Genomic DNA, 19,484 nt, shown 5'->3' on the forward strand with positions numbered 1-19,484 from the left:
GCCGGCGAAGGCGATTACGCGCTGCGGCAGATACACCGCAACGCCTGGTTCGCCGGCAAGCCGATCTCCTACAGAATTTCAGGTGTGATGAATCTCCCGATCCTTCGTTTCCGGCATGAAGAAGATACCCAGGATTGCCGTCATCACCGCGATGACGATCGGATACCACAGCCCATAGTAGATATCGCCCGTGGCCGCGACCATGGCGAAGGCCACTGTCGGCAGGAAGCCGCCGAACCAGCCGTTGCCGATGTGGTATGGCAGTGACATCGAGGTATAGCGGATGCGTGCCGGGAAGAGTTCCACCAGCCAGGCGGCGATCGGGCCGTAGACCATGGTCACGTAGATCACCAGGATGGTCAGGAGCAGCAGCACCATCGGGTAGTTGGTCTTGGCCGGGTCGGCCTTCTCGGGGTAGCCGGCTTCCTTGAGGGAGGTGCCCAGGGCCGCGACGAAGGCGTCGTTGCGGGTCTTGAAGTCGGCGGCTGGCATGCCGGTGCCTTCGAAGCTGGGGATCACTTTGTCGCCGATGCGCACCTGCGCGACAGTGCCCGGGGCGGCCTTCTCGTTCTTGTAGGGTATGGCCCGCTTGGCCAACACGGTCTTGGCCAGGTCGCAGGAGCTGGTGAATTTGGCCTTGCCCACCGGGTCGAACTGGAACGAGCACTGGTCTGGATCGGCGATCACCGTGACCGGGTTCTTCTCCTGTGCGATGAACACGTCGGGGTTACCGTACTGCGTCAACGCATGGAAGATCGGGAAGTAGGTCAGCGCCGCGAGGATGCAGCCGGCCATGATGATGCCCTTGCGCCCGATGCGGTCGGACAGGCTCCCGAAGATGACGAAGAACGGCGTGCCGATCAGCAGCGAACCGGCGATCAGCAGGTTGGCCGTCTGCGCGTCGATCTTGAGCGTCTGCAGCAGGAAGAACAACGCGTAGAACTGCCCGGTGTACCAGACGACGGCCTGGCCGGCGGTACCGCCGAGCAGCGCCATGATCACGATCTTGAGGTTGTCCCAGCGGGCGAAGGATTCGGTCAGCGGCGCCTTGGAGGACTTGCCCTCGGCCTTCATTTTCAGGAACACCGGCGACTCGCTGAGCTGCAGGCGAATGTAGACCGAGACGATCAGCAGCAGGATCGACAACAGGAAGGGAATCCGCCAGCCCCAGGCTTCGAACGCTTCGGTGCCAAGCACGGTGCGACAGGCGAGGATCACCAGCAGCGAAAGGAACAGGCCGAGGGTCGCGGTGGTCTGGATCCACGAGGTGAAATAGCCGCGCTTGCCTTTGGGTGCATGTTCGGCCACGTAGGTCGCCGCCCCGCCGTACTCGCCACCCAGGGCCAGGCCTTGCAACAGGCGCAGGGTGATCAGGATGATCGGCGCGGCCACTCCGATGGTCGCGTAGCCGGGCAGGAAGCCGACGATCGCCGTGGAGACACCCATGATCACGATGGTGATCAGGAAGGTGTGCTTGCGCCCGATCATGTCACCCAGTCGACCGAACACGATGGCACCGAAGGGGCGTACGGCGAAGCCGGCGGCGAACGCGAGCAAGGCAAAGATGAAGGACGTGGTCTCGTTGACGCCGGCGAAAAAGTGCTTGGCAATGATCGCGGCGAGGGAGCCATAAAGGTAGAAGTCGTACCATTCGAACACGGTGCCCAGGGACGAGGCAAAAATAACCTTGCGCTCCTCCTTGGTGATGCCGTGGTGAGGCGTGTTGCCCGCGGTGGTGTTGTCGATTGCGGCCATGAGTCTTCTCCGTCTTTCTCTTGTTATAGGCCGGAGTACCCCACTACCTTCTTGTTGCCGCACCCTGGCCCTGGGGCTGATGTCATTGGATTACGGATTGCGCAAAGCATGCACACAGGCTGACGGCCTCGCATCGCTGCAAGGTTTCATTGAGCATAATCGGCTTCTTGCAGATATCCACTCGCCATCACCCGCAGACGGATCGAGGAACGAACCTGCAAAGGAGGTTGTGCGGCGGGAAGGTGTTTTGTTACGGAGGGGATGAACAGAATGCAATAAGCAGCACCCGCGAAGTGCGCGAGTGCTGCTTATCAGAAATATGGCAGGGGCGGCTGGATTCGAACCAACGCATGGCAGGATCAAAACCTGCTGCCTTACCGCTTGGCGACGCCCCTGTAGCTGCTGCCTGGAGAGCCGGGGAAGGCCCTCAGCAGGAATGGGCGGCAATTTACCAACATTCTTGCCGCCTGGGAACCCCCTCGCCAAATTATTTTATTTTAAAACAGCGACTTACCATCAAGGATCGACCTGCCCCATCAGTTCGGGCACCGATTCCGGGCGATTGGCGAAGCGCTGGGCAAGCACCGCGCAGACCATCAGCTGGATCTGGTGGAACAGCATCAGCGGCAGGATCAACACGCCGATGGTGCTGCCGGCGAACAGCACCTGGGCCATCGGCACGCCCGTGGCCAGGCTTTTCTTCGAGCCACAGAAGAGGATGGTGATGCGGTCTTGCTGGTTGAAACCCAAGGCCTTGCCCAGCACGGTGGACGCCACCAGCACCAGCCCCAGCACCACGCAGCAGGCGACTACCAGCCCGGCCAGGTCGCGCAACGGGATCTGGTGCCAGATGCCTTCGATCACCGCTTCGCTGAAAGCACCGTACACCACCAGCAGGATCGAACCCTGATCGACAAATTTCAGCCAGCTCTTGTTGCGCGCCACCCAGGCGCCGATCCAGCGCCGCGCGATCTGGCCGGCAATGAAGGGCAGCAACAACTGCACGCTGATCTTCACGATCGCATCGAGGGTCGAGCCCCCATCGCCGTGCACGTCCAGCAGCAAGGTCACCAGCAAAGGCGTGAGGAAGATCCCGAACAGACTGGACGCCGCCGCGCTGCAAATCGCCGCCGGGATGTTGCCTCGCGCCAGGGAGGTAAAGGCAATCGCCGACTGCACTGTGGCCGGCAGTGCGCAGAGGTAGAGCATGCCCATGTAAAGGTCGGCGCCGATCATCGGTGACAGCAAGGGCTTGAGCGCCAGGCCGAGCAGCGGGAACAGGACGAAGGTCAGGCCGAACACCAGCAGGTGCAGGCGCCAGTGGCCGGCACCGGCAATGATCGATTCGCGGGACAGTTTAGCGCCGTGGAGGAAAAACAGCAGGGCGATGGCGCTGTTGGTCAACCAGCCAAAGCCTACGGCCACCTGGCCACTGGCGGGCAGCAGGCTGGCGAGCAGGACCACGCCGACCAGGGTCAGGGTGAAGTTGTCGGGCAAGAAACGGGGGCGGGTCATGAGGGTTATCCAGGCGGCCGGGAGCGTTGTGACCACTCTAGCGCGCGCCCAGATTGCCGGCTAACGCTAATAAGCCAGGAGATAGCGCCTAACGGACACCTCCCAACATCACGGGTGACTGATACGCCGCCTTCGCTGGCAAGCCAGCTCCTACAGGGAATTTGTGCCATACACAGCTTTTGTGTGCGCTGCGGGCAACTGTAGGAGCTGGCTTGCCAGCGATGAGGCCGGCACATCCAACATCACGGGTGACCGCCTTCGCTGGCAAGCCAGCTCCTACAGACGACCGCTGCCCTCTCGATCCCCCTTATAGTGCCGAGCAAGCGGGAACGCCGGCAACCAGGCCTCGCGACGCACCGTCCAGCTTTCGTAGGTGGGCATGAACTGGTCAGGCGCATCGAATGAACCCAGGTTCACTTCAATTTCGTCATCGCTACGGGCAAACACCGACGAGCCACAGCGAGGGCAGAAATGCCGCCCGGCATAGTCCCGGGTTTCGCCCTCGATCGTCACCGCGTCCTCGGGGAATATCGCCGAGGCGTAAAAGAGCGCGCCGTGATGCTTGCGACAGTCCAGGCAGTGGCAAAGGCCTACCCGATAAGGTTGCCCCGACGCCACAAGCCGGACATCGCCACACAGACAACCACCCGTAAATTGCTGCATGCCGCCCCTCCTCTTCCTGGATTCGAAAGTAGCCATTCAACGACTGTAAGAGGCTAACAAAGCCTTCACAGCAAAAACTTGCGAAAAGCGACAGTAGGCTAAGCTTACGTCAGCTTATTGCCCTTGATGCTCGCGGCGGCAGTTGTTGGTTTTTCTGGAGAGCGTCTGCAACAGCTATCTCAGACTGGCCCAGACAATTTGCGCAGGATTGCCGTGATGACCGAGCCGTTACTCAGTTTTGACCAACTCAAGCGTGCTGCCGCCTCTGGCGAAATCGATACTGTCCTGGTGTGCATGGTCGACATGCAGGGCCGCCTGGTGGGCAAGCGTTTCCAGGTCGAGTTTTTCATCGACAGCGGCCATGAAGAAACCCACTGCTGCAATTACCTGCTGGCTGACGACATCGACATGGAGCCGGTGCCGGGCTATGCCGCCGCCAGCTGGAGCAAGGGCTACGGCGACTTCGTGCTCAAGCCCGACATGCGCACCTTGCGCAAGGTGCCGTGGCTCGAGTGCACGGCGCTGGTGCTGTGCGATGTGCTCGACCATCACCATCGCCAGGACCTGCCCCACAGCCCGCGGGCGATCCTGAAAAAACAGGTCGAGCGCCTGCGTGAACGCGGCTACACCGGCATGTTCGCCTCGGAACTGGAGTTCTACCTGTTCGACGAGAGCTACGAGGCCATCCACCAGCGCAACTACCACAAGCCGAAGACCGCCGGGCACTACATCGAGGATTACAACATCCTGCAGACCACCCGCGAAGAGCCGGTGCTGCGGGCGATTCGCAAGCACTTGCAGGCCAGCGGCATTCCCGTGGAAAACTCCAAGGGTGAATGGGGCCCCGGCCAGGAAGAAATCAACATCCGCTACGCCGACGCCATGACCATGGCCGACCATCACGTCATCATCAAGCACGCTTGCAAGGAGATCGCCCAACTCCAGGGCAAGGCGATCACCTTCATGGCCAAGTGGCGTTATGACGCCGCCGGTTCCAGCAGCCACATCCACAATTCGCTGTGGGACAAGAACGCCAAAAAGCCGTTGTTCTTCGACGCCAAGGCCGAGTTCGGCATGTCGAAACTGATGCGATCGTGGGTGGCCGGACAGCTCAAGTACGCCAACGACATCACCTGTTTCCTCGCGCCCTACATCAACTCCTACAAGCGCTTCCAGGCCGGCACCTTCGCCCCTACCCGGGCGGTCTGGAGCCGGGACAATCGCACCGCCGGCTTTCGCCTGTGCGCCGAGGCCAGCAAGTCGATCCGCATCGAATGCCGCATCGGCGGCGCCGACCTCAACCCTTACCTGGCCTTCGCCGCGTTGATCGCCGCCGGGTTGGCGGGCATCGATGAAAAACTCGAACTCGCCGCGCCTTTCGAGGGCGATGCCTACGTTGACGAGCATCTGCCAGAAGTCTCCAAGACCCTGCGCGAGGCCAGTGCCGCACTGCAGAAGTCGAGCATGTTGCGCGAGGTCTTCGGCGACGAGGTGGTCGACCACTACGTGCACACCGCCGAATGGGAACAGAAAGAATACGACCGGCGCATCACCGACTGGGAACTGCAGCGCGGCTTCGAGCGCTACTGAGAGCACCATGACCAACACTGTTCAAATCATCTCGCCGGTCGATGGCCGGGTCTTCGCCGAGCGCCAGTACGCCGACATCGTGCAAATCGAGCAGGCACTGGCGGCGGCCACAGCCGCCCAGGCGCAATGGAAGCGCCGGCCAGTGAGCGAACGCGCGGCTTTTTGCAGCGCCGCGGTGGACGCGATGCTGGCCATGAAGGATGAAATCGTCCCGGAACTGGCCTGGCAAATGGGTCGACCGGTGCGTTATGGCGCCGGCGAGCTGCGCGGCTTCGAAGAGCGTGCCCGGCACATGATTGCCATTGCGCCGCAGGCCCTGGCGGCGCTCGAAGCCGATCCGCTCACGGGTTTTCGCCGCTATATCAAACGCGAGCCAATGGGTACCGTGCTGGTGGTCGCACCGTGGAATTACCCCTACCTCACCGCAGTGAATACGATCATTCCGGCACTGATGGCCGGCAACAGCGTGATCCTCAAGCACGCTTCGCAAACCCTGCTGGTGGGCGAGCGTTTTGCCGAGGCCATGCGCCGCGCCAACCTGCCTGAAGGGCTGTTCCAGAACCTGCTGCTCAGTCACATCCATACCGGGGTGGTCATCGGCTCCGGACAGGTGCAGCAGGTGAACTTCACCGGCTCAGTGGCGGCCGGCCTGGAAATGCAACGCTCTGCGGTCGAGGATTTCCTGCGCGTGGGCCTTGAGCTCGGCGGCAAGGACCCGGCCTACGTGCGGGCCGATGCCAACCTCGAGCATGCGGTGGAGAACCTGGTGGACGGCAGTTTCTTCAATTCCGGGCAGAGCTGCTGCGCCGTGGAGCGTATCTACGTCGACCGGAAAATCTACCCGGCCTTTGTCGATCGCTTCGCCGAATTGACCCGTCAGTACGTGCTGGGCAACCCGCTGGACGAAACCACCACCCTCGGCCCGCTGGTGAGTCCGGGCGCGGCGGATTTCGTCCGCGGGCAGATTGCCGATGCGCAGGCCCTGGGCGCGAAGGCACTGATCGATCCGCATGCATTTGCCGCCGACTTGCCGGGCAGCGCCTACCTCGCCCCGCAAGTGTTGGTCGAGGTCAATCATCAGATGTCGGTGATGCGTGATGAAAGCTTCGGTCCGGTGGTCGGCATCATGCCGGTGGACAGCGACGAAGAAGCCATCGCCCTGATGAACGACAGCGAGTTCGGCCTCAGCGCGTCGATCTGGACCCGGGACCTGGTCGCCGCCGAACGCCTGGGCGACGAGATCGACACCGGCACCCTGTTCATGAATCGCTGCGATTACCTGGACCCGGCCCTGGCCTGGACCGGGGTGAAGAACAGTGGGCGCGGCGTCACCCTGTCGCCCATGGGCTATGACCACCTGACCCGCGCCAAATCCTTCCATCTGCGCCACGAGACCTGAGCCATGAGCCTGACTGGAAACTGGAACTACCCCACGAGCATCCGCTTCGGTGTCGGCCGCATCGCGGAACTGGCCGATACCTGTCGCAGCCAGGGTATCCAGCGCCCGCTGCTGGTCACCGACAGTGGCCTGGGGCGTGCGTCGATCACCACGGCTGCTCTGGACGCTTTACGTAACGCGGGGCTGGGTGCTGCGTTGTTCTGCGACCTCAAGCCCAATCCGGTCGAAGCCAACCTGGCGGGCGGGCTCGAGGCCTGGCGTGCGGGCAACCACGATGGCGTGGTGGCCTTTGGCGGTGGCAGCGGCCTGGACATGGGCAAGCTCATCGCCTTCATGAGTGGCCAGACCCGTCCGGTCTGGGATTTCGAAGACATCGGCGACTACTGGACCCGCGCCGATGAAAGCCGCATCGCCCCGATCATCGCGGTGCCGACCACCGCGGGTACGGGCTCCGAAGTGGGTCGTGCGGCGGTGATCATCGACGATCGCACCCACACCAAACGCATCATCTTCCACCCGAAAATGATGCCGCGAGTGGTCATCAGCGACCCGGCCCTGACCGTCGGCATGCCGGCCAAAGTCACCGCCGGCACGGGCATGGACGCGTTGGCGCACTGCCTGGAGTCGTACTGTGCCCCGGGATTTCACCCCATGGCCGATGGCATCGCCGTCGAGGGCATGCGCCTGGTGAGCAATGCCCTGGTGCGCGCCGTCCACACCCCGTCGGACCTCGATGCACGCGGGCAAATGCTGGCGGCGGCGGCGATGGGCGCCACTGCTTTCCAGAAAGGCCTGGGCGGGATGCACGCCCTCGCGCATCCGATCGGCGCCCTCTACGACACCCACCACGGCATGACCAACGCCACCCTGATGCCCTACGTGCTGAAGTTCAATCGTCCGGCCATCGAGGAACGCATCACGCGGCTGGCCGCGTATCTGCACCTGCCCTCCCCGGGCTTCGACAGTTTCCTGGCCTTCGTCCTCAAATTGCGCAAGGACATTGCTGTGCCGCATACGCTGTTCGAGTTGGGAGTGGATGACCAGCAGGCTGACCTGATCGCGGACATGGCGATAGTCGACCCCAGTGCCGGCGGCAACCCGCTGCCGTTGACAAAGGCCGGCGTGACGGAAATTTTCCAGGCGGCTTTCCACGGCCGACTCTGACTCGATCGAGGGTCCATGATCGAAACAGCAACAGGTTAGCGGTTGTAAACAGGAGCAGTACGACAAGGGGTTGAAAGCCAACCCATCCGGAGACCCGGATGGCTGCGTATCAAAACCTGAAGGGGCACACCAGCATGAACCCAGCAAGCCAGCCCGGCACCGACGCGCCGCACGACGATGACGTCAAGGTGCTGCACAGCATGGGCTATGCCCAGCAGTTGTCGCGACGAATGGGGGTTTTCTCCAACTTCGCGATTTCCTTTTCGATCATCTGCATCCTCTCCGGCGGCATCAACTCACTGGCCCAGGGCACCTCGGGCGCCGGCGGTGCCGCGATCGGCATCGGCTGGCCGATCGGTTGCCTGATTTCCGGGGTGTTCGCCCTGGCCATGGCGCAGATTTCCTCGGCCTACCCCACCGCTGGCGGCCTGTATCACTGGGGTTCGATCCTCGGCAACCGTTTCACCGGCTGGCTCACAGCCTGGTTCAACCTGCTGGGGCTGGTCACGGTGCTCGGTGCGATCAACGTCGGCACCTACTACTTTTTCTTCGGCGCCTTCGGCCCGACACTGGGCATGGAGGACACCACCACCACCCGGGTGATCTTCCTCGCCATCCTCACCGGGCTCCAGGCCCTGTGCAATCACCTGGGCATCGGCCTGACCGCCAGGCTCACGGATTTTTCCGGCTACCTGATTTTCGCCACCGCACTGGCGCTGACCATCGTCTGCCTGATCTCGGCCCCCAGTTTCGAGTTCTCCCGGCTGGTGACCTTCGGCAACTATTCCGGCGAGGCCGGCGGCAGCGTCTGGCCACAGGTGTCCAACGGCTGGATCTTCATGCTCGGCCTGCTGCTGCCGATCTACACCATCACCGGCTATGACGCTTCCGCGCACACCTCCGAGGAAACCCGCAATGCCGCCATGTCGGTGCCTCGGGGCATGGTCATGTCGGTGGTCTGGTCGCTGCTGTTCGGCTGGGTGATGCTCAGCGCCTTCGTGCTGATGCTGCCGAGCATGGACGAGGCGGCCAAGCAAGGCTGGAACGTGTTCTTCTGGGCGATGAACACCCAGGTCAATCCGCTGCTCAAGGACGCGCTGTACGTGGCGATTTTCATCTCCCAGGTGCTCTGCGGGTTGGCCACTGTCACCTCGGTTTCGCGCATGATCTTCGCGTTTTCCCGTGACGGCGGCCTGCCCTTCTCGAAAGCCCTGTCCTCGGTCTCGCCGACCTTTCGCAGCCCGGTGGCGGCGATCTGGACCGGCGCTACCCTCGCGGTCCTGTTCGACTGGGGCTCATCGGTGATCTCGGTCGGCGAGACTCCGGTCTACACCATCGTGGTGTCCTGCACGGTGATCTTCCTGTTCTTCTCCTTCATCATTCCCATCGTGCTGGGCCTGTTTGCCTACGGGACCTCGAAGTGGCCAACCATGGGACCGTGGAACATCGGGCGCTTCTGGTACACGGTGTTTGCCCTGCTCTCGGTGCTGTCGATGGTGATCATCTTCGTCATCGGCATCCAGCCACCGAACGACTGGGCGTTGTACATCACCATCGGCTTCCTGGTGCTGACGGCCATCGTCTGGTTCGGCTTTGAAGCACGCCGCTTCCAGGGCCCGCCGGTGGGCGACGTGATCGTCAAGCGCCAGGCTGAAATCGCCGCGGCTGAAGCGGCGTTGAACCGCAAAACACTGTAGGAGCAGCCGCGAGAGATGGAGCGGCTGTCAGGCAGCCATCGCTGGCCAGTTCCTACAGGATTTGTGGGGCCATGTTGAATGCATGGCAATATGCACATCTGTAGGAACCGGCTTGCTGGCGGTCGCAATTTCACGGCAAGCTCGCCCCTGCCGATCCCCCCCGACAAAATAACAAAATCCCCATGTGCTCCCTTCGTCCTTTCATACGTCGCAGACTTCACTGCCCGTTTCCCCCTGTCCGGAGTTTTCCCAATGCCCTCGCCCCATTCCCTGTCCGCCGCGTTGCTCGGCCTGGCCCTCGTCTGTCCGGCGATGGCCGAGGCAAAGGGCCTGGAGTTGGGGCAAGTGCTGATCGGGGCCGAGGACCAGAGTGACGAAGAGCAGGGGATCGAAGACGCCAGGGCCCGACTCGAACAGGTGCCCGGCGGCACCAACGTGGTCGACATGCGCCGCCCATTGCAGGGCCGGGTGGCGAGCAATCAGGATGTGCTGGCCTATCAGCCAGGTGTCTATGCCCAGTCGGCGGGCAACGAAGGGGTGAAGATCTCGATCCGCGGATCGGGGATCAACCGTGCGCCGGGCGCCCATGCCTCGGGCCTGTACGCCATGCTTGACGGTCTGCCGCTGACCGGCCCTGGCGGCACGCCCTATGAACTGCTGGAGCCGCTGTGGCTTGACCATGTCGAGGTGCTGCGCGGCGCCAACGGATTCGACCGCGGCGCCCTGGCCCTGGGCGGGGCCATCGATTACGTCAGCCACACCGGCTACAACGCACCCAAGCTCCAGGTGCGCTACGCGACGGGCAGCCACGGCTATCAGCAGCGCCAGGTCAGTTCCGGGCAGGTGCTGGGCGACTTCGACTACTACATGGCCCTGACCGATGCACGCGCGGACGGCTATCAGGATCACACCGCCAGTGACAGCCAGGGCGTCATCGCCAACTTCGGCTATCGCTTCAACCCGAACCTGGAAACGCGCTTCTACCTGCGCTATCGCCAGACCGACAACGACCTCGCCGGCCGGGTCACCAAGCACTCCATCGAGCACGACCCGCGGGCGGCCAACCCCGCCTACGTGGCGCGCGACGATCGCCGCGAACAGCCGGGCAGCACCTTTATCGGCAACAAGACCACCTACTACATCGACGACGATTCGAGCATCCAGGCCGGCCTTGCCTACCATGACTACCCCATGGACCTGCGCGAGGGTCCCAACCGCCTGAAAGTGGCGTACACCGATGTCAGCGGCACCTTCGACTACAAGCGTCGCGACACCCTCTGGGGCCTGCAGAGCCAAAGCACCCTGGGCCTGCGCGTGACCAAGCACCTGCCCAACGCCGGTGCCAGTGAGGAAGTACGCATCCCCAGCGGCAACACTGCCGGTTATGCGCCGGGCACGGCCATGCGCAACTTCACCTACCAGGGTTCGGACAGCGTCCTGCACGTGGGCAATGACCTGGAAATCGCCGACGACCTGTGGCTGACCACTGGCCTGGCGGCCATCTACACCCGCCGGGAAAGCGCGGTGACTTACCCGCAAGGCGGTGGCAAGACCAGTATGGGCGACTGGGACTACGCCCCGCGCCTGGGCCTGCGCTACCAACTGACACCCGACCTGCAACTGTTCGGCAACCTCAGCCGCTCGGTCGAGGCGCCGCACCCCTGGTCGCTGATCTACAGCTCCAACGTTCGCTTCCCGGCCGGCAGCGGCCCCGCCACCGGCACCCAGCGCGATCCGATCGAACTGCAGAACCAGACCGCGACCACCCTGGAGCTCGGCGGTCGCGGCGACAGCGCGATGGGCCAATGGAGCCTGGCCTGGTACTACGCCCAGGTGCGCCACGAGTTGCTCTCGGTGTTGCCGGACGCCAACGCCAGCACGCCCTACGAGCTCAACGCCAGCCCGACCGTGCACCAGGGCGTGGAAGCCAGCCTGCTGAGCAACCTGTGGTCGGGCGGGGACGGCGGTGCACTGAGCCTGCGCCAGAGCTATACCTTCAGCGACTTCCACTACCGCGACGACGAACGCTTCGGCGACAACCGCCTGCCGGGACTGCCGATGCACTACTACCAGGGCGAACTGCGCTACGACTGGCCCCAGGGCTTCTTCGCCGCGCTCAACACACAATGGGTGTCCAAGGTGGCGGTCGATTACGCCAACAGCTACTACGCCGATCCCTACGCGCTGTTTGGCGCGACCCTGGGCTACAACGCGCCCAAGGGTGACTGGCAGACGTGGGTGGACATGCGCAACCTCACCGACAAGCACTACGCCGCCACCGTCACGCCGGGCTACGACGACAAGGGGCTGGATGCGGCGCGGTCGACTCCCGGTGAGGGCATGGCGGTGTATGTCGGGGTGTCGTGGAGCCTGCTGTGAGGCCGATGTTCAACACAAATCACTGTAGGAGCTGGCTTGCCAGCGAAGAGGCCCGAAAGGCCAACGCAATATTCGAGGCCGCCTTCGCCGGCAAGCCGGGCTCCTACAGGTCCGCGGTGCCCACGCCTCCACGCCCAACACAAACCATTGTAGGAGCTGGCTTGCCAGCGAAGAGGCCCAAAAGATCACCGCAACATTCAAGGCCGCCATCGCCGGCAAGCCGGCTCCTACAGGTCCGCGGCGAACACGCCTCCACGCCCAACACAAAACATTGTAATTGGATGGACTCGCCCCAGCCGAGGCGTCAATGCGCCACGGTGGCAGTCTAAACAGCCAACGACAGCGAGGGCGAGTCCATGAAAAAGCATAGTTCGATTGATCAATCCCTGTCTTCTACCGATTTGTCGGCCTGCACAACCTTGGCGGTCGATCTGGCCAAGCAGGTTTTTCAGGTCGCCGGTGAAGATGTTCTCGGCCAGGTGCGCTTCGAGCAACGGATCAAGTCGCGCGAGGCGTTCTATGAGTTTCTCCAAAAGTTGCCGCCTCATGTTGTGGTTTTGATGGAGACCGGTCCGGGTGCTCAAGCCTGGGCCCGGCAACTGCAAGACCAAGGTAATTCGGCGCGAATTCTTCCAGCCGGTTTGGTGGCCAAACATCGCAGCGGGCCAAAAAATGATCGCAACGATGCGTTGGCGATTCTGCGGGCTGGTCGCGATGAAAAAATCTGCGCAGTACCGGTCAAAAGCGTCGCGGCGCTGGCCATGCAGGCGTTGCATCGCGCCCGTCAGGGCTATGTGCGTCGGCGCACGGCCGTCAGTAATCAGATGCGCGGCCTGCTGCTCGAGCACGGTGTCGCCTTGGCGCAAGGCGATGTTGCGATCAGCCAGAAAATTCCGCGGGTGCTGGAAGATGCTACCCAGCCGGTGCCGGCCCTGCTGCGTGAACTGATCGACGAACTGCTGGCCGAGTGGCGCCATTTGGGCGAGCGCATCAGCGTACTGACGGGACGCCTGGAAGTGGCCGCCAACGCCGACATGACGGCGAAGCGACTGATGACTGTGCGCGGCATCGGCCCAGTCACAGCCACGGCCCTGGTGGCCAAGGAAACCAAGCCTGAGCGATTTCCCAATGCCCGCAAGTTTGCCGCGTACTTTGGCATGGTGCCTGACCAGCACAGCAGCGGGGAAAAGATCCGGCTGGGGGACATGACCAAGCGAGGTGATGCTTATTTACGCAGCCTGATGATCCAAGGAGCCCACGCGGTGCTGCAACAACTACGACCTGATTCCCAGCAACCCGATGACCGCCGCTTGTTGCACTGGATGAGCCGGTTGGGTCGTAAGGAAGCTGCGATCAGGCTAGCCAACCGCAACCTGCGAATCGTCTGGGTGCTTCTACAGAATGACCAGACTTATCGTCGCCACGCCGGAGATGGCCAGCAGGCAACGATGAGCCACTGAGCGACAGAGTTCTGCCACCGAGGTACCAACTGTCCGACCCTTTGCTGAAAAAAATTGACCCCAGGTAAGACCGGCGTGGATTGATGCCTAAGCTCCTACTGGCCTTCGAGGCCTGAATGTAATCGGCATACCACGAGCTTTTCCAATTTTGGCCAGAAGCCGAAGACGGCTTCCACGAATAGGCCTTATACATAGATGCAACGGGGCGACGGTTTTTTAAAAGCGGGTAGACAGTGGGGGCGAGTCCATACATAGGAGCTGGCTTGCCAGCGAAGAGGCCCAAAAGATCACCGCACTATTCAAGGCCGCCATCGCCGGCAAGCCGGCTCCTACAGGTCCGCGGCGAACACGCCTCCACGCCCAACACAAACCATTGTAGGAGCTGGCTTGCCAGCGATGAGGCCCGAAAGGTCAACGCAATGTTCGAAGACGCCTTCGCCGGCAAGCCGGCTCCTACAGGTCCGCGGCGAACACGCCTCCACGCCCAACACAAAACATTGTAGGAGCTGGCTTGCCAGCGATGAGGCCCGAAAGGTCAACGCAATGTTCGAAGACGCCTTCGCCGGCAAGCCGGCTCCTACAGGTTCGCGGTGAACGCGCGCGGAGTTACGAGGTTCTCGCCCCCGGGTTCTGCCAGAACGCGGGATCGGCGCTCTTGAGTCGCTCTACCGCATTATTGATGTGGTTGAGCGCAGCATGGCGTGCGCCTTCGGGGTCGCGGGCGGCGATGGCTGCGTAGACGGCAAAGTGTTCGACCCGCACCGTCTTGGCGAGGTCGCGGCGGCGTTCCTCGTTGGAACGGGTGATGCGAATCGCCTCCTTGATGTACTGCGCGATGAATTCGTGCAGTGACGGGTACAGAGGATTGCCCGTTGCCCTGGAAATGGAGTGATGGAAGCCCAGGTCTTCCTCGACGCCATCGCGCCCCGCCTGCTCGGCGGCATCGATGGCCTTCAGCGCCTGGTGGATGGCCTCCAGCTGCGCCGGCGAATGCCGCTGTGCCGCCAGGGCCGCCGCCTCCCCTTCGATACCGCGGCGCAGCTCGGTGACCCGCAATACCGCCTCGATCGACCCGCTGACATCCAGGTCGATGGTAAACGCCTTGATGTGCGCGCCTTCGCTGACGACAGTGCCGCTGCCCTGGCGGACCTCGACCAGACCGGCAGACTTGAGGCGCGAGATCGCCTCGCGGATGACCGTCCTGCTGACCCCGAAACGCTCCGACAGCACGGGTTCCGTGGGCAGGCGAGCGCCCGGCAGCACTTCGCCGTTGGCGATATAGGCCTTCAGGGCCGCCGTCACCTGATCGGACAGCGTGCCCTTGGCGGAGTCCTTCAGAACGGCCAGCGCCTCGGCGGAACAGGGGGATTTATCAGGAGTGGGCATGGGCATCTCTGGGCTCAAATCGGTGAACGGTACTGCATTTTAGACCCGTCGTCCTCCCTGACTTATGCGCCTTGAATTCGTATGACGTATTATGATAAAAAACCGACCTTCATGTTACTCCGATAAAAAAACGTCACCCACTACAAAAATAAGGATGGGGGAAACACATGACTGAATCAGTGATTCAAACCGGTGCCATCGCGCCCGCCGATCGCTTCGAGGACCTGGCGTATCGCAAGGTCGCGTGGCGAATCCTGCCGTTGTTGTTGCTGTGCTACCTCGTCGCCTATCTGGACCGGGTGAACGTGGGTTTCGCCAAATTGCAGATGTCCGACGATCTGCAATTTTCCGAGGCCGTCTATGGCCTGGGCGCAGGGATCTTCTTCATTGCCTACTTCCTCGTGGAAATTCCCAGCAACCTGATCCTGCATCGGGTCGGCGCGCGGTTGTGGATCGCGCGCATCATGATCACCTGGGGCATCATCTCCTCGGCCATGGCCCTGGTCAGCACGCCGATGTCCTTCTACATCATGCGCTTCCTGCTGGGCATCGCCGAGGCCGGGTTCTACCCGGGTGTCATCCTCTATCTGTCCTACTGGTTCCCGACCCATCGCCGCGGCAAGATGTATGCCCTGTTCGCCACGGCAGTGCCGCTGTCCGGGCTGATTGGTGCGCCCCTGTCCGGCTGGATCATGAGCGCCTTCAACGGTGACCATGGGTTTGCCGGCTGGCAATGGCTGTTCTTCCTCGAAGGGCTGCCTTCGATCGCCGTCGGCATCCTGGTGATCTTCTGCCTCAGCGACCGGATCTCCAAAGCGAGCTGGCTGACCAGCGAAGAGAAACACCTGCTGCAGACCCGCATCGACGCAGAAACCGCAGGCCATCAAACCCACAGCCTGAAAGAGGTGTTCCTGCAGCCGCGCATCTGGCTGCTGACGGCCATCTATTTCTGCATGATCGCCGGCTTCTACACCGTCGGTTTCTGGCTGCCGACGCTGATCCGCCAGGCCGGTGTCAGCGATGTATTGCAGGTCGGCATGCTCACCGCCATCCCTTATGCCGCCGCGGCCATGACCATGATCCTGGTGTCGCGCAGCGCCGACCGGTTGCGCGAGCGTCGCTGGCACCTGGCGCTGACCGCGGTGCTGGGCGGCATCGGCCTGTTCATCTCCGCCACCTGGAGCGACAACTTCACGATTTCCATGATCGGCCTGACCCTCGGTTCCATGGGGGCGATGAGCACCCTGCCGCTGTTCTGGAGCCTGCCGACTGCCTTCCTCGGCGGCACCGCTGCGGCCGCCGGCATTGCCCTGATCAACTCCTGGGGCAACCTGGCGGGCTTCGTCTCGCCGTACCTGATGGGTTTCCTCAAGGACACCACCCACAGCACCACGATCGGCATGTATGTGATGGCAAGCGCGCTGTTCCTCGGTGCCCTGCTGGTCTTCAGAATTCCCGGAAAGCTCGTCAACCGTTGACGTATGGAGTAACTCATGAAAATTCTCGTGACCGGTGCAGCCGGCTTCCTTGGCCGCCGTCTGATCCAGGCCCTGCTGTCCCGTGGCTCGCTCACCGACCGCGCAGGCCAGTCTCAACCGATCAGGCAAATCGTCGCCTTCGACATGGTCGCGCTCGAAGGCATCGATGATCCGCGGGTAAAGGTGGTGTGTGGCGATATCGCCGACCCTGAAGTGCTGGACAGCCTGATCGATGCCGGCACCGACAGCATCTTCCATCTGGCTGCGGTGGTTTCCAGCCAGGCGGAGGCCGATTTCGAACTGGGCATGCGCATCAATTTCACCGCGACCCAGAGCATGCTCGAACGCATTCGCCTGCTCGGCACCTGCCCGAAATGGGTGATGACCAGCTCCGTCGCGGTGTTCGGCGGGCAATTGCCGGAACAGGTGCGTGACGATCAGGTCTGGGCTCCGCAGAGTTCCTATGGCACGCAAAAAGCCATGAACGACCTGCTGCTCGCTGACTACAGCCGCCGCGGTTTCGTCGACGGCCGCAGCCTGCGCATGCCGACCATCGTGGTGCGCCCGGGCAAACCCAACCTGGCCGCTTCGAGCTTCGCCAGCGGGATCATCCGCGAACCGCTCAACGGCCAGCCCAGCGTGTGTCCGGTAGCCCTCGATACGCGGCTCTGGCTGATGTCGCCAAGGCTGGCGATTGAAAACCTGATCCATGGTCATGAGCTATCCGGCGCGCAATTGACCGAGGGCCGGGTGATCAACATGCCGGGCCTGTCGATTACCGTCGAACGGATGATCGATGCCCTGCGCCAGATCGCGGGTGCGCAAGTGGCCGCGCGGATTCGCCTGGAGCGCAATCCGGCGATCGAGCGCATCGTCGGTTCATGGCCAGGGTCGTTCTGCGCCACCTACTCCCGGGACCTGGGGTTCAAGGCGGATGAGGCGTTCAGCGCCATGATCCAGCAGTTCATCACTGAATATCTGCCCGGCTAAACCGATGGAGGAGCCCGACATGTTGAATGCCCCTGCCCGCCCCCTGCTGGGCTGCATCGCGGACGATTTCACCGGTGCTACGGACCTTGCCAACATGCTGGTGCGCGGCGGCATGCGCACCGTGCAAAGCATCGGCATCCCCACTGCCGAGGTCGCCGGCCAACTCGATGCCGACGCGATCGTCATCGCCCTGAAGTCCCGGACCGTGCCGGCCGCCGATGCCGTAAAGGAGTCGCTCGAAGCACTGCGCTGGTTGCGTGAGCGTGGCTGCGAACAGATTTTCTTCAAGTACTGCTCGACCTTCGACTCGACCGCCGCCGGCAACATCGGCCCGGTCAGCGAAGCCCTGCTGGAGGCACTGGACAGCGATTTCACCCTCGCCTGCCCGGCCTTCCCGGAAAACGGCCGCACGGTGTTTCGCGGGCATTTGTTCGTCCAGGACCAGTTGCTCAGCGAGTCGGGCATGCAGCATCACCCGCTGACCCCGATGACTGACGCGAACCTGGTTCGGGTCCTGCAATCGCAGAGCCAAGGCAAGGTCGGCCTGCTGCGTTATGACAGCGTGACCCAGGGCGTCGAGCGCATTCGCGCCCGCATGACGCAGCTGCGCGCCGAGGGTGTGCGCCTGGCGGTTGCCGATGCCGTGTCCGATGCTGACCTGCATCGGCTGGGCGAAGCCTGCGCCGGTCTGGCGCTGCTGACGGGAGGCTCAGGCCTGGCACTGGGCTTGCCGGATAATTTCCGCCGTGCCGGTAAACTGCGCGACCTGGATGCCGCCCGGGTACCTGCGGTCGAAGGCGGCGAAGTGGTGCTCGCGGGCAGCGCTTCGCAAGCCACCAATGGGCAAGTGGCGACCTGGCTGCAGGCAGGTCGCCCGGCCTTTCGTATCGATCCGCTGGCGTTGGCGGCGGGACAGCCAGTCATCGAGCAGGCAATAGCCTTCGCTGCTGATCATGCCGAACCGGTGTTGATCTACGCCACCAGTTCCCCGGATGAGGTCAAGGCCGTACAACGTGAGCTGGGTACCGAGCGCGCGGGAAACATGGTCGAGCAGGCCATGGGCCGAATCGCCAGCGGGCTGCACCAGGCCGGGGTCCGGCGCTTTGTGGTCGCCGGCGGAGAAACGTCCGGGGCGGTGGTGCAAGCCCTGGATATCCAGCTATTGCAGATCGGTGCGCAAATTGACCCGGGCGTGCCCGCCTGTGTCAGCACGCCTGGGGAACCCATGGCCCTGGCGCTCAAGTCCGGCAACTTCGGTGGCCCGGACTTCTTCGCCAAGGCGCTCAAGCACCTGGCGGGAGTTCCAGCATGAACAATGAAAACGCCCTGCGCGAAGAAATCTGTGACGTCGGCGGCCTGCTATACAGCCGCGGCTACACGGTCGGCAGTGCCGGCAACATCAGCGCCCGCCTCGACGATGGCTGGCTGATCACGCCCACGGACGCTTGCCTCGGCCGTCTGGACCCGGCGGCGATATCCAAGGTCAACCTGGCGGGGGAATGGGTCAGCGGCGACAAACCGTCAAAGACCCTGGCCTTGCACCGTGAGGTCTATGATCGCAACCCGGGGGTCGGCGGCGTGGTCCACACCCACTCGACGCACCTGGTGGCGTTGACGCTGGCCGGGGTCTGGCAGCAGGATGACATCCTGCCGCCGCTGACCCCCTACCAGGTGATGAAGGTCGGGCACATCCCGTTGATAGCCTATGAGCGCCCCGGCTCGCCGAAGGTGGCCGAGCGTGTCGCACAATTGGCCAACAGCGTGCGCGGGGTCATGCTCGAGCGGCTGGGTCCGGTGGTGTGGGAAAGCTCGGTGTCGAGGGCGAGCTACGCCCTGGAAGAGCTGGAAGAAACCGCGCGCCTGTGGCTGATGAGCAACCCCAAACCGGCTCCGCTCGACCAGGCGGCACTGGACGAGTTGCGCGAAGTTTTTGGCGTGCAGTGGTAACACCTTGGCCTTAGGCTGTTCAATTGTAGGAGCGAGCTTGCTCGCGAAAAACCTGAGAGCC

The 19,484-nt window shown here is 62.9% G+C and carries 14 protein-coding genes and 1 tRNA gene; 10 read left to right on the plus strand and 5 right to left on the minus strand.

What is annotated here, in order from left to right:
• Positions 1–78: 78 nt before the first annotated feature.
• The 4 genes from DKB71_RS20440 to DKB71_RS20455 form a co-directional block, all read right to left on the minus strand.
• The gene (locus tag DKB71_RS20440) at positions 79–1,755 is read right to left on the minus strand and encodes an MFS transporter (protein ID WP_323609136.1); all 1,677 of its coding nucleotides are present in this window, start codon (positions 1,753–1,755) and stop codon (positions 79–81) included.
• A gap of 320 nt (positions 1,756–2,075) precedes the next feature.
• Positions 2,076–2,150, minus strand: a tRNA-Gln gene (locus DKB71_RS20445).
• A 121-nt stretch (positions 2,151–2,271) separates the two neighbouring features.
• On the minus strand, positions 2,272–3,270 hold the full coding sequence (locus tag DKB71_RS20450; RefSeq protein WP_274076242.1) for a bile acid:sodium symporter family protein: 999 nt from the start codon (positions 3,268–3,270) through the stop codon (positions 2,272–2,274).
• 276 nt (positions 3,271–3,546) lie between these two features.
• On the minus strand, positions 3,547–3,933 hold the full coding sequence (locus DKB71_RS20455) for a GFA family protein (protein ID WP_408597017.1): 387 nt from the start codon (positions 3,931–3,933) through the stop codon (positions 3,547–3,549).
• Positions 3,934–4,149: 216 nt separating this feature from the next.
• Here DKB71_RS20455 and DKB71_RS20460 point away from each other — a divergent pair, with 216 nt between their 5' ends.
• The 6 genes from DKB71_RS20460 to DKB71_RS20485 all read left to right on the plus strand — a co-directional run bounded on the left by DKB71_RS20460 (position 4,150) and on the right by DKB71_RS20485 (position 13,622).
• Positions 4,150–5,523, plus strand: coding sequence for a glutamine synthetase family protein (locus DKB71_RS20460; protein WP_408597019.1), 1,374 nt, complete (start codon positions 4,150–4,152; stop codon positions 5,521–5,523).
• A gap of 7 nt (positions 5,524–5,530) precedes the next feature.
• Entirely contained in the window at positions 5,531–6,922 is a 1,392-nt protein-coding gene (locus DKB71_RS20465; protein ID WP_408597021.1) for an aldehyde dehydrogenase family protein, read from the plus strand.
• A 3-nt stretch (positions 6,923–6,925) separates the two neighbouring features.
• Complete coding sequence (locus DKB71_RS20470) at positions 6,926–8,086, plus strand: iron-containing alcohol dehydrogenase (protein WP_323628895.1); 1,161 nt, start codon at positions 6,926–6,928, stop codon at positions 8,084–8,086.
• A 134-nt stretch (positions 8,087–8,220) separates the two neighbouring features.
• Complete coding sequence (locus DKB71_RS20475; RefSeq protein WP_323609141.1) at positions 8,221–9,783, plus strand: amino acid permease; 1,563 nt, start codon at positions 8,221–8,223, stop codon at positions 9,781–9,783.
• 252 nt (positions 9,784–10,035) lie between these two features.
• Positions 10,036–12,162, plus strand: a complete 2,127-nt coding sequence (locus DKB71_RS20480) for a TonB-dependent receptor family protein (protein WP_408597023.1) — start codon at positions 10,036–10,038, stop codon at positions 12,160–12,162.
• A gap of 401 nt (positions 12,163–12,563) precedes the next feature.
• Positions 12,564–13,622: an IS110 family transposase gene (locus DKB71_RS20485; protein ID WP_274078160.1), complete on the plus strand. Its 1,059-nt coding sequence runs from the start codon at positions 12,564–12,566 to the stop codon at positions 13,620–13,622.
• Between the two features lie 606 nt (positions 13,623–14,228).
• Here the strand turns inward: DKB71_RS20485 and DKB71_RS20490 are convergent.
• Positions 14,229–15,014 (minus strand): FadR/GntR family transcriptional regulator, encoded by a 786-nt coding sequence (locus DKB71_RS20490; protein ID WP_274076235.1) that lies wholly within the window; start codon positions 15,012–15,014, stop codon positions 14,229–14,231.
• A 161-nt stretch (positions 15,015–15,175) separates the two neighbouring features.
• Between DKB71_RS20490 and DKB71_RS20495 the strand changes: the two genes are divergently transcribed.
• The 4 genes from DKB71_RS20495 to DKB71_RS20510 are packed head-to-tail and all read left to right on the plus strand — an operon-like array spanning position 15,176 to position 19,423.
• The gene (locus DKB71_RS20495; RefSeq protein ID WP_274076234.1) at positions 15,176–16,486 is read left to right on the plus strand and encodes an MFS transporter; all 1,311 of its coding nucleotides are present in this window, start codon (positions 15,176–15,178) and stop codon (positions 16,484–16,486) included.
• Positions 16,487–16,501: 15 nt separating this feature from the next.
• Positions 16,502–17,476, plus strand: coding sequence for a D-erythronate dehydrogenase (gene denD, locus DKB71_RS20500; protein ID WP_408597026.1), 975 nt, complete (start codon positions 16,502–16,504; stop codon positions 17,474–17,476).
• 19 nt (positions 17,477–17,495) lie between these two features.
• The gene (gene otnK, locus DKB71_RS20505) at positions 17,496–18,788 is read left to right on the plus strand and encodes a 3-oxo-tetronate kinase (RefSeq protein WP_408597028.1); all 1,293 of its coding nucleotides are present in this window, start codon (positions 17,496–17,498) and stop codon (positions 18,786–18,788) included.
• The gene (locus tag DKB71_RS20510) at positions 18,785–19,423 is read left to right on the plus strand and encodes an aldolase (RefSeq protein ID WP_274076231.1); all 639 of its coding nucleotides are present in this window, start codon (positions 18,785–18,787) and stop codon (positions 19,421–19,423) included. The genes otnK and DKB71_RS20510 overlap by 4 nt, the downstream gene beginning before the upstream one ends.
• The last annotated feature ends 61 nt before the right edge of the window (positions 19,424–19,484 follow it).

Origin of the sequence: Pseudomonas sp. PLMAX (genome assembly GCF_046042685.1) — a bacterium.
In the GTDB taxonomy this organism is placed as follows: domain Bacteria; phylum Pseudomonadota; class Gammaproteobacteria; order Pseudomonadales; family Pseudomonadaceae; genus Aquipseudomonas; species Aquipseudomonas putida_AE.